Source organism: Paenibacillus glacialis (assembly GCF_001637205.1).
In the GTDB taxonomy this organism is placed as follows: Bacteria; Bacillota; Bacilli; order Paenibacillales; family Paenibacillaceae; genus Paenibacillus_AQ; species Paenibacillus_AQ glacialis.
The window spans coordinates 167268-182885 of record NZ_LVJH01000025.1 but is presented as its reverse complement, the minus strand read 5'-3'; the positions used below and the strand labels follow the sequence as shown (position 1 = coordinate 182885).

Sequence of the window (15618 nt, the reverse complement as noted above, 5' to 3'; positions counted from 1 at the left end):
TTTCAAAGACCAATGATTTCGCTTTGTCGTTACCAGTGTTTCTCGGTGACAACTTTTATATCATATCATGTCCGGTTCGTTTATGCAAGCTTTTTTTCGATTTAAGTTTCATTCGATATTGGCTTGCCGATTCAACAAAACACTTATTTGTTGGCCGGACTAATAATATATCACGTGTGAGTAGTGAATGCAACCTTTTTTTAAATATTTAAATTATTTCTATTTCCGATGTACATGATTACCGATCTTACCTCCCCAATTCAGGAAAGCAAAGGCTCTATTGATCTGAACTTATAGAAAAATAAGAGCCCCAAGGAAATTGTTTATTCTTTTACTATTTCTACGATAAAGAGATTTCGTTGCTTCTCTAAATTAATTATAACATTCTCCGAAGAGACCATTGGACGAGTCGGCTCATTATGATTAGAAAAAACAATCTCACCTATTTTATCGTTACTCAGCCGAACTATTACACCATTATTGAACTCTGTCACTTTTCTAATAAATGTCTGTACCAATTTAGGATCCAATTTACCGAAGGATTCACTTAGTATTTGCTCTAATACCAAATACGGGGATTGTCCCTTCCGATATGCTTTATTAAGTGTCATAGCGTGAAATATATCGACTACCCCTACGATTTTGGAATAGATATGTATCTCATTACTTTCTTGGCCGCGTGGGTACCCCGTTCCATCGACCTTTTCATGATGTTGTAACGCCGCTAAACGAACACCCTCATTAATGCCCGCTACATTCTTCAATAATTGGTACCCAATCTTCGTATGGTCTCGCATTTCTCTAATTTCTTCTAACGTTAATTGGGAAGGTTTGAACAATATGGATGGATCAACCTTCACATTACCAATATCATGGAATAGGCCAGCAAATGCCACTTGCATCCAATCCTTTTTTGGAAGACCGCTCCACTCGGCTAGTTTATATGAAGATAGCGCACAGAGAACTGCATTATGATACATATACTCATAATCATTTAATATACGAGGCAAAAAGGAAATAGGATTATAATCTTTTATATATTGAATCAATCTTTCCAGCTGATTACGAATTTCATAAATAGGAATTCCTGCCGCCTCAACTGAAGGAAGGGAACTCTTGATCATGTTGAACAACTTATCGTATTCTTCTGCAAAAGAAGATTGTTTAACCAATGACGATGAGTCTTGAGCTAAAGGTTCGATAGAGGAGGTGTTTTCTCTCGATTGAACCATTTTATCGCCTAATTTCCCTACTTCTACAGTCTCTACCATAAACGCTTTTAAAATATCTAAGTCGCGTTGTAGTAGTACCTTTCCTTTATGAAAGAGTAGGCTACCCATTGGAGTATATACACTTTTGACTAATTTGACACCAGGTTTTAAGTCCATAATAGGTATGATAGCCATATATTAATATACATCTCCATTTCATTATTTTGATTTGATACGGATATAGCAATTCATGCCATTATATTATTTATTGAATAGCTGTACAATCCTTATCGGTAAAATAAGTCATTAGAATCCATTGGATGTATAGCAGCTTAAGCTACGTCCAAATAAGGCAGATCTTCGTTCCTTTTCCCAGTAAAGTGGCCCACCTCTATTTGACCACCTATTGCAACTAATCCTTTGGAAATAAGCCATACCTAAACCTGAGCTATTTAGTGTAACTGATGTATCTGTACCACGATGATATTACTCGAACAGTCTATTCATCCTAGCAACTCATTCATTCCATACCATAAATGTGTAAGGTTTATATCTATCTTAAAATGTAGTAACCCTATTCATGATGAAGGCATGTATAACAAACTCTAATCAAAAGAGACCCCGGAACAATCCCGAGGTCTCTTTCTATAGATTATATACATTTATTTATATAGATTGAACTGAAGTTTGCGCTCACAAGTTCAATCATTTCTAAAGAGAATCATGAATATGAGGGTTCGACTTTAGTTCAATCTATTTAGCAACCCATGTTTTCTTGTTCATGTTGTACTTTGATACTTGATGCCTACTCTTCTTCTAACGTTTCATCCGAAACATCGATGGAAGGTTCCTCAACATCAGAAGATTCTATGACTTCTCCAGCTGAACCAGACTCGGAATCTACTGCAATGGATTCATCCCATTCAGATGAGTCATCTTCCTCTGTTTCTTCTGTTTTATCGACACGACATACAGTAGCTACTGCATCATCTTCACGAATATTAATCAGTTTCACACCTTGAGTATAACGACCCATCGTGGAAATGCCCTCCATACTCGTACGGATTAGGGTTCCAAGCGTCGTGATAATCATCAAGTCTTCTTCATTCTTAACGACTTTCAAAGCAATAACAGCACCGTTCTTCTCGGTTACATTAATTGTCTTAATTCCCTTACCACCACGGCTTTGGGAACGATAGTCGCTAGCTGGTGTACGTTTACCGTATCCTTTGGCTGTAACAATCAAGATATCCAAATCCTTATCGATGATATCCATGCCTATAACTTCATCGTCATCACTTAAGCGGATACCCCTAACGCCAGTTGCACTGCGTCCCATAGAACGGACATCGTTCTCAGAGAAACGAATGGACATACCTTGAGCCGTACCCATGATTAACTCCTGTTCGCCATTCGCGAGCTTCACTCCAATTAGAGCATCATCTTCACGAAGGTTAATAGCGATAAGGCCACCCTTACGAATGTTTGTATAATCCTCGAGTGGTGTCTTCTTCACAACCCCTTGACGAGTAGCAAAGAATAAGGAATCCTCTCCATCAAAGTTCTGTACCGGAATCACAGCATTTACAGTCTCGCCCTGTTCGATCTGAATCAGGTTAATAATCGCTGTGCCACGCGCCGTACGGCTCAAATCAGGAATTTCATAAGCCTTGAGGCGATAGACCTTCCCTCGATCGGTAAAGAACAAGAGATAGTGATGTGAATTGGTTACGAAGAGATGTTCAACAAAGTCTTGATCTTTCGTATCCATCCCCATTACGCCACGTCCACCACGTTTTTGACTACGGTAAGTATTCGCAGGAAGACGTTTGATGTAACCAGAATGGCTAATCGTGATGATGACTTCTTCTTGTGGAATAAGATCCTCATCTAGAATACTTTCTTCACCGACCGTAATTTCAGTCCGACGTTCGTCATTGAAACGTTCTTTTATTTCATTCAGCTCTTCACTAATGATCTGAAGGATAAGCGATTCATCAGCTAATATTTCACGTAATTCTGCAATCTTCTTCATCAGTTCTTGGTATTCGTTCTCAATCTTATCGCGTTCCAAACCTGTCAGGCGCTGTAGACGCATTTCCATAATGGCTTGTGCTTGTTCAAGACTTAGCTCGAATCTGCTCATAAGTCCATCTCGTGCGATTTCTGATGTTTGTGAACTACGGATTAGAGCAATAACTTCATCCAGGTGATCTAGTGCTATTCTTAATCCTTCTAGGATATGCGCACGTGCTTCAGCTTTTCTAAGTTCGAATTCTGTCCGTCTACGGATAACCACTTTCTGGTGCTCCAAATAATGATATAACACATCAAATAGACTTAGTGTTTTCGGTTCATTGTTAACGATAGCTAACATATTAATACCGAAAGTAGACTGCATTGGCGTTTGCTTGTACAAGTTATTCAGTACAACATTCGGATTAACATCACGTCGTAATTCAATAACGACCCGCATACCATTACGATCTGATTCATCACGTAAATCAGTAATACCATCAAGACTTTTCTCGCGAACAAGCTCGGCAATTTTCTCTACCAGTCTTGCTTTGTTCACTTGATAAGGAAGTTCATAGATGACAATACGCGATTTATTGTTATTTTCTTCAATATTTGCTTTAGCACGCATCGTTACTGATCCACGACCGGTCTCATAAGCTTGACGAATTCCCTGACGACCTAATATATAACCGGAAGTCGGGAAATCAGGTCCCTTGATATAATCCATCAATTCCATAGAAGTGATTTCTGGATTCTTAATCAATGCTTGAACACCATCAATAACTTCACCTAGATTATGCGGTGGAATATTAGTGGCCATACCAACAGCTATGCCTGATACCCCATTCACCAACAAGTTCGGAAAACGTGCAGGTAGAACCTTAGGTTCTTGTTCTTCACCATCATAGTTAGGTTGGAAATCAATCGTTTCTTTATTAATATCTCTTAACATTTCCATTGCAATCTTAGAAAGACGTGCTTCCGTATAACGCATCGCTGCTGCCATGTCACCATCAACTGAACCGAAGTTACCATGACCTTCCACGAGCATATACCGCATGGAGAAATCCTGCGCCATCCGTACCATCGTTTGGTATACTGCCGTATCACCATGTGGGTGATATTTACCGATAACATCGCCGACAATTCTCGCTGATTTCTTAAATGGTTTATCCGGGGTCATACCCAAATCATTCATAGCATATAGAATACGACGATGTACCGGTTTCAATCCATCTCTTACATCAGGTAAAGCCCGGCTAACAATGATACTCATCGCATAATCCATAAATGACTCGCGCATTTCAACGCCGATATCCCGATCCGTAATTTGCGAGTTTAATTCTTCTGCCATGCTGTACCTCCTCCAATTCCTATCAACCAAATCAACGAAATGCAGAATATATAAGAAGAAACGGTTGTACCGTCTTTTTTAAGGACCGTACTCATTTCTATGAAAAATATAAGATACAAGGTAGGAATGATACTTTCTTATATTTTAAGAAGAAACAGCCTTGCCGTCTTCAATACCTATTACATAATAAAACCAGTAATCTTTATTATATTACTTTCTCAAAAAGACCACAATTAAACGTCTATCCCGGTAAAGGTAAATAAACACATTTTTTATTCTTAAAAATAGGGATATGCCCTGCCTTCTTAATCAGCCTATTCATACAATGTCTAAGAAATCCCCAACACATAGTATACCATTCTTTTACTACCTTGTCTTAATTTTTAAGCCCTTCAAGGATTCAAATCTATACCTGAATACGATAAGAGAACCAACATCTCTGTTCCATTTTATGAACAAATATCGTCATCTCGCCATTCCCATATATGTGATGGAGTATCAATTAAAAATAGAATATTGAAAGGATGAACTTCATTGGCTATTCAGCGTGTTTCAAGCAAGTGGGCCAAAACCAAAGTGCTCCTAAAAAATGAGCTTGTCTCCCCCTACATTCCAGTTACATGTAAATACTCTTCAGAGGCTTTAGAGAATATGTTGAATGAGTTCACTATCGCCTTCTTAAAACCGGATTGTGGAACGTATGGTCGTGGCGTGATGTGTGTTGAACAATTGACATTGAATAACCTTGATTCTGATGATCAGTTCATTGATACCTATACGGTTTATCAACTTCGGTATGGTACCGAAACCAAGATATTCCCCTCACTTGCATCACTCATTCTTGGTGTTCACAAGTATACTCGGCATCATAACTATTTGATCCAACAAGGTATTCGCTTGTTAGAATACAATTCTTGTCCCTTTGATTTACGTATTCTTACTCAAAAAAGTCCTAATCGATTATGGGTATCCACAGGAATTATTGGACGTGTCGCAGCTCCCCATAAAGTCGTAACCAATCATCATAGTGGAGGAAAAGTCCAAACTTTTGAAACATTAATGTCTCCCTATATGACCTCTATGGAAGTATTTGAACTACAACAAACACTTAAAAGTTTAGGTGTTTCGGTCGCAAATCAGCTTCAAACGAAGTATCACCATATTAAAGAACTGGGACTGGATATCGCAATAGACAGTGAAAAGAGACCTTGGATATTAGAAGTAAATACCTTACCTGCCCTATATCCCTTCAAAAAATATATTCCCGATAAAGACGTATATCGTCGTATTTACCGTTACGCAGTTTCATACGGGAGGTATCCTGCAAGGAGACTATCACGGTAACCATTCCTTCAAAAAAAGGGAGAAGGTGCCACATCTGCACCTTCTCCTTTTTCATACCAACGTCATTTTAAATATCTAAATTCTTAACACTCTTAGCATGTTGATAAATAAATTCACGCCGTGGTTCTACATTGTCGCCCATCAACGTATCAAACATATTATCTGCTAGCATAGCATCATCGATTGTAACCTGAAGCATCGTCCGACACTCTGGATCCATCGTAGTCTCCCATAACTGTCCTGCATTCATCTCACCAAGACCTTTATATCGTTGGACATTAACTTTAGCATTAGGTCCAAATTCACTAATAATTTGATCTCTTTCCTTCTCACTGTTTGCATAACGGATTACCTTGTTACGTTCCACTTTAAACAAAGGTGGTTGCGCAATATAGATATATCCAGCATCAAGTAACTTACGCATATAACGGTAAAAGAAGGTCAACATTAGGGTTCTAATATGCGCTCCATCGACGTCGGCATCGGTCATAATAATAACCTTATGATACCGAGCTTTACTAAGGTCGAAGTCTTCGCCAATTCCAGTTCCCATGGCTGTAATCATATTCCGAATTTCAGCATTCGAAAGTATGCGATCTAGTCTAGCTTTCTCTACGTTTAGAATTTTACCACGTAGAGGAAGAATAGCTTGGAAGTGTCGATCTCGACCCTGCTTGGCAGATCCACCAGCAGAATCTCCTTCGACGATATAAAGTTCACTGATCGATGCATCTTTTGATGAACAGTCAGCTAGTTTACCTGGTAATGCACTCACTTCCAACGCACTCTTACGTCGTGTCAGCTCACGAGCTTTACGAGCTGCTTCACGAGCTCTCGAAGCCTGTAGTCCCTTTTCTAGAATTCGACGAGATACTGCTGGATTCTCTTCTAGGAACTCCTGTAGTTTCTCTGAGAACAATGATTCCACGACACCACGTACTTCACTGTTACCAAGTTTCGTCTTCGTCTGTCCTTCGAATTGAGGTTCTGGTATTTTGACCGAAATAATAGCAGTCAATCCTTCACGAACATCATCGCCTGAAAGATTCGAATTACTATCTTTAATCACGCCTGTTTTACGAGCGTAATCATTAATAATCCGAGTCAAGGCACTCTTAAATCCTGATTCATGCGTTCCGCCCTCATGTGTATTGATGTTGTTACAGAACGAATAAATATTCTCTGTATAGCTATCGTTATATTGCAGAGCCACTTCTACCTGCATCATATCCCGTGATCCTTCCACGTAGATAGGTTCCTCATGAAGTGCTTCTTTCTTCTCGTTCAGGAATTTCACATATTCCTTAATTCCACCTTCATACATAAAACGAACGGATGACTCTGTTCGCTCATCATTCAGCGTCAAGGCGATTCCTTTATTTAAAAAGGCGATCTCACGTACACGAGTAAGAAGCGTTGCATAATCATATACTGTTGTCTCTGTGAATATTTCCGGATCTGGAAGGAAAGTAACCGTTGTTCCATGTTCATCCGAATCTCCAATCACTTTCACATCGTATTGAGGAGCACCACGACGATATTCTTGTTGATAGATATGTCCTTCACGTTTAACGGTTACTACTACTTTTTCCGACAAAGCATTAACAACCGAGACACCTACCCCGTGTAAACCACCTGATACTTTATATCCGCCACCACCAAATTTACCACCCGCATGTAGGACAGTCATAACGACTTCTAGTGCAGGGCGCTTCATCTTGGCGTGTTCTCCAACAGGGATACCGCGTCCATTATCAACAACAGTCACACTATTGTCTTTGTGGACAGTGATCTCTATGTGATCACATATACCTGCCATAGCTTCGTCAATACTATTGTCCACCACTTCCCAGACTAAATGATGCAAGCCCTTAGCGCTAGTTGATCCAATGTACATCCCCGGCCGTTTACGAACGGCTTCCAGACCTTCTAGTACCTGTATCTGACTTTCATCATACGATGGTTGATTCATAGACATGCCTTCACCTACTTCTATAGATTCTACATCTGCTTCCTTACGCATTAGCATAAAACACGTTAACTCTTTTCTTTAGCGTGGAAGACGAAATGGGAGAATAAAAGACCGTATCTTTCGTCACAACGATTGACTTGGCTTCTTCTTCACCGATATTAACTAATGTCTTCTCTTCCTTGACGTGGTTTACGAATTGCTTGGATATTTTAGAAGATTTCTCAATGGATACGTCAAAAATAGCAATGAGCTCTGAAGATCGAATAATTCTTTCTCCGCCCAAATGTATATACATCATGATCCTCCACTCTTTTATAAACCGACCTGACCTGCATTCACATGGTAGATGCTTGCATTCTTTAATTTATCCGCATTCAAGCTCTCTATTCCAGTTGCGGTGATGAACGTCTGCACTTTGCTCTGAAATGTCTCAATCAGTTGGGTTTGACGGTATGGATCAAGCTCAGATAATACATCATCTAGCAAAAGTACGGGATATTCACCGATCTCTTCTTTGATCAGTTCAATCTCCGCCAATTTGAGTGATAAGGCTGTCGTCCGTTGCTGTCCTTGAGAACCATACGTATGCACTTCCTTACCGTTAATATAAAAGGTCATATCATCACGGTGAGGCCCCGCAAGTGTCATGCCGCGCCGAACTTCCTGTTCTTTCATTTGTCTTAACTTTATCATAAATTGCTCAAATAAGACAGCTTCATCTTCCTCTGTCGCTTCTCCAAACGATGGAACATAGCGTAACTGAAGATCTTCACTGCCATTTGTAATCCCATAGTGAATGGACTCAGCCCATCGCTGTAGTTTTATTATAAATTGTTTCCTTTTTCTAATAATTTTAACACCATGCTCCACCAACTGTTCATTCCATATGTCGAGTAAGCCCTGATCAACAGCATCTTTACCCCATAATTGTTTCAGGAAATTGTTCCGTTGAAGCAGAATCTTCTGATATTGCTGCAGATGAAAAAGATAGCTTGGCTGAACTTGTCCAATCTCCATATCTAAGAATCTACGACGGATCCCTGGTGTCCCCTTAACAATTTCCAAGTCTTCAGGAGCGAACATGACCACATTGAGAGAACCGATGAATTCACTTAGTTTCCGCTGCTCAAGCCCATTTATCTTCGCTTTTTTCCCTTGAGCTGACAGGGTTAGCTCTAAGTTAAGCGGTCCATATTTCTTCTCAACGACAGCTGCTATATGGGCACTTCCTTGTTCAAAGGCAATCAATTCACGGTCCTTCGAAGTTCGGTGACTTTTGGTCAGTGCCAACACAAAAATAGCTTCCAGCAGATTGGTTTTTCCTTGGGCATTGGGACCAATCAATAGGTTCACATCCCCGAAGGAATCCAACCGCAATTGTTCATAATTGCGGTATTGCTGCAAGCTAATGCTTTTCACAAACACACGTCATCCCCCTCATCTTTCACCCCTGTTACCGAAGCTTTGGGATTTTTTGAAATATAAGAAAGTATAAGTTTCACTTGATACTCTATTCCTTATATTTCCGAAGAGACGGATACCCGCCCTTAAGGGACGGTGTACCCGTTTCTTCTTGAGGTAAAGATCACGATTCTTTAGAAACCTCAAACGTTCCTTCATCCGCTACTTTTACGATATCGCCAGGATATAACTTACGACCGCGGCGTTCTTCTTGTTCACCATTTACGAAGACTAGGCCTTCTTGAAGAAGAGCCTTCGCCATTCCGCCTGTGGATACACAATTTGATAATTTCATAAAGGTGTCTAGCTTAATATATTCACTGTGGATAATAATTTTGTTCACTCGAATACTCCTTTCGCTCTCGTTGATCTATGCACATGTGCATAACTTTTTTTTAATTATTGGTTCGGTACGGCAAAATCACGTAAAGACTGTTGCTGTCATCCATCGGCTTGAGCACAATTGGACTCATAATTCCCGTAAAAGCAATCATCAATTGTTCACTTTCGACTACTTTTAGGACGTCCAGCATATATTTAGAGTTAAAAGAAATACGAAGTGGTTCCCCTTTAAAGTCTACCACATCTAATTCTTCGCGTACTTTACCAAGTTCTGTCGAACTCGAAGATATTTCAATTCCCCCATGATCTAGGGTTTGTAACCTCACGATGTTCGTTTTTTCTTCTCTAGACAGCAAATAAGCCCGATCAATGGATTCACTTAATTTTTTTGTGTCGATGATTAGTTCTGTTTTGTAGGACGTTGGAATAATCCTAGATGTATCTGGATATATGCCTTCCAGAATTCGAGAATAGAACAAAACATTTTCAATTTTGAATAAAACCTGATTGTCAGATACAAGAATATCAACAAGTGTATTCTGATCCGGCACGATTTTACTTAATTCGCTTAGGGTTTTACCTGCAATAACGACATTGTTGAATTTAACATCTCCGCCATTTAACTGTGCTGATCGGGTTGCCAGACGGTGTCGATCTGTTGCCGTAAATTTCAACTCGTTATCTTCTAAGTTCCACAGGATACCTGTCAGAATAGGCGTTGTTTCATGTGTTGATATAGAAAACCCTGTCTGTTTGATCATATTTTTTAATAGATCTCCAGGAATAGATAACGTCTGATTTCCTTCAATTGCCGGTAAAATGGGGAATTCTTCTGGATCTAGACCTACCATCTGAATCTCTGTTGCTCCGGAAGAAATAAAGGTTTGAAAATGATCTTTAACTTCCATGACAATTTCTTGTGAAGGCAGCTTTTTAATAATTTCTACAAAGAACTTAGCAGGGAGTACGACACTACCTGTTTGCTCCACTTGGACAACCGTCTGGTTATCATCCTCAACGGGTATAAAGGATTGAATTGAAATATCGGTGTCACTTGCAGTAAGGGTCACACCTTGATGATTCACATCCAGTTTAATACCGGTCAGAATCGGAATCGTAGTTCGACTTGATATGGCCTTGTACACCTGTTGGATGGAATCGTTCAAATAGTTTTTAAGAATGCTGATCTTCATATTTTCACTCCTTGCAAGTATTCGGTAAATTGGGTAAACAGATGACCTTTTTAACCCTCTTTATAGATGATTATTCTTTATAGATTTTATTAGTAATAGTAATAGGCGCAGTGGATATGTGGATAACCCTAAATTTATTAATAAAATCAAGCCTATCCACATGTGTATAGATTGTGCATAGGCTTGAACTTGTTCAGGATGGATTTTTGATTTTTTCTATGAGGTTATTTACCACTTTAAACAGATCTTGATCCACCTTAAGTAACTGAGTTATTTTGTCATGGGCATGAATGACGGTTGTATGATCTCTTCCACCGAAAGCTTCTCCAATTTTGGGTAATGAGAAATCGGTTAATTCGCGTGAAAGATACATAGCAATTTGTCTAGGGAATGCTACTGCCTTTGTACGCTTACGAGCTTTGAAATCTTCCATGCGTAGGTTGTAGTATTCTCCTACCTTTTGCTGAATATCCTGCATCGTGATCATCTTAGGACGGCTTGAAGGAATGATATCCTTAAGTGCTTCAGCTGCTAAATGCGTGGTGACATCTTGATTCGTAAGGGATGAATAGGCCACTACACGGATCAAAGCGCCTTCTAGTTCACGAATGTTGGAGTCAATGTGGTTCGCGATATATGTCATCGCTTCATTAGGAATATCCAAGTTTTCAGCCTTGGCTTTTTTGCGTAGAATTGCAGTCCGAGTCTCGAGATCCGGAGGTTGGATATCCGTAATCAAGCCCCATTCAAACCGCGAACGTAAACGTTCTTCGAGTGTTGGGATTTCTTTTGGTGGTCTATCGCTGGAAATAATAATTTGCTTACGCTCTTCATGAAGTGCATTGAACGTATGAAAAAATTCTTCCTGTGTAGACTCTTTACCAGCAATGAATTGTATATCATCTACAAGTAGAATATCAACACTACGGTATTTGTTACGGAAATTCTCCGTTCGATTATCACGAATAGAGTTAATAAATTCGTTCGTAAATTTCTCTGAAGAAAGGTAAACGACCTTACTGTTTGGATTATGCTCCAATACATAATGACCGATCGCATGCATTAAGTGAGTCTTTCCGAGTCCAACACCGCCGTATAGAAACAGTGGGTTATAGGCCTTTGCTGGCGCTTCAGCGACAGCAAGCGATGCTGCATGAGCAAACCGGTTACCTGATCCAATAACGAAGGTGTCAAAGGTATACTTCGGATTAAGCATGTGAGTCATGGATTCTTCATGAGACAATTGCGGTTGGGAAGACGATAGTGAAGGAATGGGATCCTCAATGACAGCTTCTTCAATCACAAATTTGACATCAAGCTGCTTTCCAACAACCTCAAAAAGAGTCGAACCCACTAATTTGGTGTAACGACTTTCCAGCCACTCGACAGCAAATGTTGTTGGAGCTGAGATCACAATGGAATGATCGTTCATCCGTGTCGCCTTTGTTGCTTTAAACCAGGTATCAAAGCTGGGCTTGCTTAATTTGCTTTGAATAATAGATAAAATTTGTTGCCATAATTCAGAAGTATGGCTTTCCACAGATTGTCACTCCTTTAAATCATCCAAATGTGGCGAGAGCCATGAGAGGAAATGTCGAAATATAATGAATAATGTTACATTTATCCCCAAAACTCAGAAAGGTGGAAACATAAAAAAATGGATAAATTGAAATTGTTCACAACTTTATCCACAGCTTGTTGATAATATTGAGGTTTAAATCATGTATACACAACCAAAAGTATTATCATCATAGCAAAATAATGGTGTGATATCAATGATTCAGGCTAATTTATCCACAAACTCAATAACTTGTGTATAGATTTTATTCACAACACAACATATTGTTTATAAAATGTTAAACTTTCGACAGCATCTTGTAAATTCCAATATAACTTATACACAGGTTGTGCCTTAAAAAATCGAAAACTTGACTATTGTGTACAAGTGGATAAGTTGAATTCACAAGTAAAACTTTTTGAAACCTGTGGAAAACTTTTTATGAACCCCTTATATAAAGAGGGAAGAAGAAAACGCATGGATCAGTTGACTTTTGTCCGTCTACATGGTTAAATGTATAGAGGCATTTTCTGTGAATATGAAAATGGTTAATCTATGTTTATAATTCCTGTAAGGGGGTGCAATACATGAGACCGACTTTTAAACCAAATGTGAGCAAACGCGCTAAGGTTCATGGTTTCCGTAAAAGAATGAGCACGAAAAACGGCCGTAAAGTGCTGGCTGCTCGTCGCTTAAAAGGCAGAAAGATTTTGAGTGCGTAATCTACGTGCATGAAGACCACCGCGGTGGTCTTTTTTTCTGTTAATAATGGAAGAAGGGCAAATAGATAGATTGAACTAAAGTTTGCGCTCACCAGTTCAATCATTTCTAAAGAAGATAATGAATATGGCGTTTCGCCTTTAGTTCGTTCTATATAGATCAGTTTAGTTTAGAGGATCTGGATGCTGCCTATAATATATATATGAAGTAATAAATAAATCGCATTGAAATTTGAAGTGAAATTGGGAGAAACTCGTGCAAAAAACTTTACGTTTAAGAAACCGTGCTGACTTCAGTCGCGTATATCGCCATGGAAGGTCATTTGCCAATCATCAATTTGTTGTCTATTGGTTCCGGAAGAAAGAAGTAGAGCAATTCAGAGTTGGGATTTCAGTTAGCAAAAAGGTCGGTAATGCAGTTGTACGCAATCGCATGCGAAGAATGGTGAAGGAAATTGTTCGTCATCATGATTCTGAGCTTATCGAACACGTGGACCTTGTATTTATTGTTCGCAAGGGCGCGATAACTATGCCATATAAGGATATGGAAAGAAGTGTGTTGCATGTGTTACGGAAAGCGTCACTTTTGAAGACTTCAAACCGCTGAGGTCAGGTTTCCTTGTCTATTTGAATATGGTATGATTTAGTATGAAATGGAAGTGCTAAGAGAGGGGTAATAAAGTGTCGCGATTTAAGACTAGCCGAGGAAAGAAATGGATCCTCCTCACCATTGTGATGATGTTCGCAATGACCATACTATCGGGGTGTGGAGCACCTGCTGCTACTAAAACCCTTGCAGATTTACAACAAGGGGGCTTTTGGCAGAGTAATGTAGTTTATTGGTTCGCTAAAGCACTCGATACCTTCGCCAATTGGTTCGGTGGACAATACGGACTAGCCGTATTAGTAATGGTTATTATTGTTCGTACACTTATTTTGCCATTAACGATTAAACAAGTAAAAAGTTCTAAGGCAATGCAAGCCATTCAACCAGAGCTCGCGAAGCTAAAAGAAAAGTTTAAAGACAATCCAGAGCAACAGCAAAAAGAAACAATGAAGTTGTTTCAAGAGAATAAGGTAAATCCTTTAGCAGGTTGTTTACCGTTGATTGTGCAGATGCCTATATTTATTGCTCTCTATAACTCTATATATGGAAATGAACTATTGCGTCACGGTACATTCCTATGGATGCAGCTAGGAGAACCAGATAACAAAGTTACTTTATTTGGAGTTCCCCTTCCTATTCTTCCTATTTTAGCTGCACTTACGACATTTATTCAGACTAAAATGATGATGAAGATGAATCCAACGCCAATGCAGGGGCCTATGCAGTTCATGATGATGGTTTATCCAGTATTAATTTTCTTCATGTCATACAATTTCCCAGCGGCATTGCCGTTGTACTGGTTCTTCAGTAACGTGTATACGATAGTACAGAATTATTTCCTTTATCGTAGTAGTGATAAGACAGCCAACGTTTCCGGTGTTGCCTTAGCAGGTAATGCCCAAGGAAATAAAAAAGGAAACAAAGGTAAAGGTAATAACTCGAAGGGGGCTAAACGGTCTAAATGAGCAACGTCATCGCTTCAGGAAAAACCGTTGAAGTAGCTGTTAATAAGGGACTTGCTCAACTAGGGGTAAGCCAAGACCGTGTTACGGTTAACATACTTTCGCAGCCGTCAAAAGGATTCCTGGGACTGATTGGTGTCAGGGAAGCGAAAGTAGAACTTACTTTGCTTCCAGAAGTCACACCAGAGCCAGTCGTGGGGACAATGATTTCATCCTCTGTAAGTAATGAAGCAGTTGATGGAGATCCATACGCCGCAGCAGTGAAGTTCATTTTAGATGTAGGCAGAAGCATGGGACTGGAAGTAGAGGTGGAAGTGCAGCATACGAAAGATGCTACAACGCTGCATATCTTTGGTCCTGACTTAGGCCTAATGATTGGAAGGAGAGGGCAAACGCTCGATTCTCTTCAATATTTAGCCAACATTGTAGCTAATCGTGTATCGACTAGTTACTTGAGAATTATACTAGATGCGGAGAACTTCCGTGAACGCCGCAAGAAGACATTGGAAGAGCTAGCAGATCGCTTGGCAGGACGTGTAATTCGTTCCCATAAAGAGGTCGTGCTAGAGCCGATGTCGCCTCAAGAGCGTAAGGTGATTCATGCCAAATTACAGGATCATAAAGTGGTTAAGACCTACAGCAAAGGTGAAGAACCGAACAGGCGTGTAGTCATTTCGTTAAGGTAAACGAGATGAAATAGATAGAATGAACTAAAGACGAACCTTAAGGTGTATGAACTTTAGTTCAATCTATATAGATAGAAACAATTAAAGACTAAAATAAACTTTAATTATTTCTATATAGATGCAATGACTCTCTGATACGTGTGCAGGAGTCATTGTTTTTTTATATTTTAGAAGAGAGAGAGTGAATTTA

Annotated in this window: 13 protein-coding genes; 5 read left to right on the top strand and 8 right to left on the bottom strand. The window is 39.5% G+C overall.

Annotated elements, in window-relative coordinates:
• Positions 1 to 323 precede the first annotated feature (323 nt).
• Both PGLA_RS14770 and gyrA read right to left on the bottom strand, forming a co-directional pair.
• Complete coding sequence (locus PGLA_RS14770; protein ID WP_068533996.1) at positions 324 to 1406, bottom strand: HD-GYP domain-containing protein; 1083 nt, start codon at positions 1404 to 1406, stop codon at positions 324 to 326.
• 610 nt (positions 1407 to 2016) lie between these two features.
• Positions 2017 to 4584 carry a DNA gyrase subunit A gene (gene gyrA / locus PGLA_RS14765; RefSeq protein WP_068533994.1) on the bottom strand — a complete coding sequence of 856 codons (2568 nt, stop codon included), beginning with the start codon at positions 4582 to 4584 and terminating at the stop codon, positions 2017 to 2019.
• A 534-nt stretch (positions 4585 to 5118) separates the two neighbouring features.
• On the opposite strand from gyrA, the gene PGLA_RS14760 reads away from it, so the two are divergent.
• On the top strand, positions 5119 to 5928 hold the full coding sequence (locus tag PGLA_RS14760; RefSeq protein ID WP_068533992.1) for a YheC/YheD family protein: 810 nt from the start codon (positions 5119 to 5121) through the stop codon (positions 5926 to 5928).
• A 67-nt stretch (positions 5929 to 5995) separates the two neighbouring features.
• Here the strand turns inward: PGLA_RS14760 and gyrB are convergent, their stop codons facing one another.
• From gyrB to dnaA, 6 genes are all read right to left on the bottom strand, one after another.
• The gene (gene gyrB / locus PGLA_RS14755) at positions 5996 to 7906 is read right to left on the bottom strand and encodes a DNA topoisomerase (ATP-hydrolyzing) subunit B (protein ID WP_068534020.1); all 1911 of its coding nucleotides are present in this window, start codon (positions 7904 to 7906) and stop codon (positions 5996 to 5998) included.
• Positions 7907 to 7943: 37 nt separating this feature from the next.
• Positions 7944 to 8195 carry an extracellular matrix regulator RemB gene (gene remB, locus PGLA_RS14750; RefSeq protein ID WP_068533990.1) on the bottom strand — a complete coding sequence of 84 codons (252 nt, stop codon included), beginning with the start codon at positions 8193 to 8195 and terminating at the stop codon, positions 7944 to 7946.
• A gap of 17 nt (positions 8196 to 8212) precedes the next feature.
• Positions 8213 to 9325, bottom strand: coding sequence for a DNA replication/repair protein RecF (gene recF, locus PGLA_RS14745; RefSeq protein WP_068533988.1), 1113 nt, complete (start codon positions 9323 to 9325; stop codon positions 8213 to 8215).
• 160 nt (positions 9326 to 9485) lie between these two features.
• Positions 9486 to 9704: a S4 domain-containing protein YaaA gene (gene yaaA, locus PGLA_RS14740; RefSeq protein ID WP_068533986.1), complete on the bottom strand. Its 219-nt coding sequence runs from the start codon at positions 9702 to 9704 to the stop codon at positions 9486 to 9488.
• Positions 9705 to 9756: 52 nt separating this feature from the next.
• Positions 9757 to 10896 carry a DNA polymerase III subunit beta gene (dnaN, locus tag PGLA_RS14735; protein ID WP_068533983.1) on the bottom strand — a complete coding sequence of 380 codons (1140 nt, stop codon included), beginning with the start codon at positions 10894 to 10896 and terminating at the stop codon, positions 9757 to 9759.
• A 193-nt stretch (positions 10897 to 11089) separates the two neighbouring features.
• Positions 11090 to 12436, bottom strand: a complete 1347-nt coding sequence (gene dnaA, locus PGLA_RS14730; protein ID WP_068533981.1) for a chromosomal replication initiator protein DnaA — start codon at positions 12434 to 12436, stop codon at positions 11090 to 11092.
• Positions 12437 to 13041: 605 nt separating this feature from the next.
• On the opposite strand from dnaA, the gene rpmH reads away from it, so the two are divergent.
• The 4 genes from rpmH to jag all read left to right on the top strand — a co-directional run bounded on the left by rpmH (position 13042) and on the right by jag (position 15428).
• Positions 13042 to 13176 carry a 50S ribosomal protein L34 gene (gene rpmH / locus PGLA_RS14725; protein WP_068533979.1) on the top strand — a complete coding sequence of 45 codons (135 nt, stop codon included), beginning with the start codon at positions 13042 to 13044 and terminating at the stop codon, positions 13174 to 13176.
• Positions 13177 to 13429: 253 nt separating this feature from the next.
• Entirely contained in the window at positions 13430 to 13780 is a 351-nt protein-coding gene (gene rnpA, locus PGLA_RS14720) for a ribonuclease P protein component (RefSeq protein WP_068533976.1), read from the top strand.
• Positions 13781 to 13854: 74 nt separating this feature from the next.
• Positions 13855 to 14745 (top strand): YidC/Oxa1 family membrane protein insertase, encoded by an 891-nt coding sequence (locus PGLA_RS14715; RefSeq protein ID WP_068533974.1) that lies wholly within the window; start codon positions 13855 to 13857, stop codon positions 14743 to 14745.
• Entirely contained in the window at positions 14742 to 15428 is a 687-nt protein-coding gene (gene jag, locus PGLA_RS14710) for an RNA-binding cell elongation regulator Jag/EloR (RefSeq protein ID WP_068533972.1), read from the top strand. The genes PGLA_RS14715 and jag overlap by 4 nt, the downstream gene beginning before the upstream one ends.
• Positions 15429 to 15618: the final 190 nt, after the last annotated feature.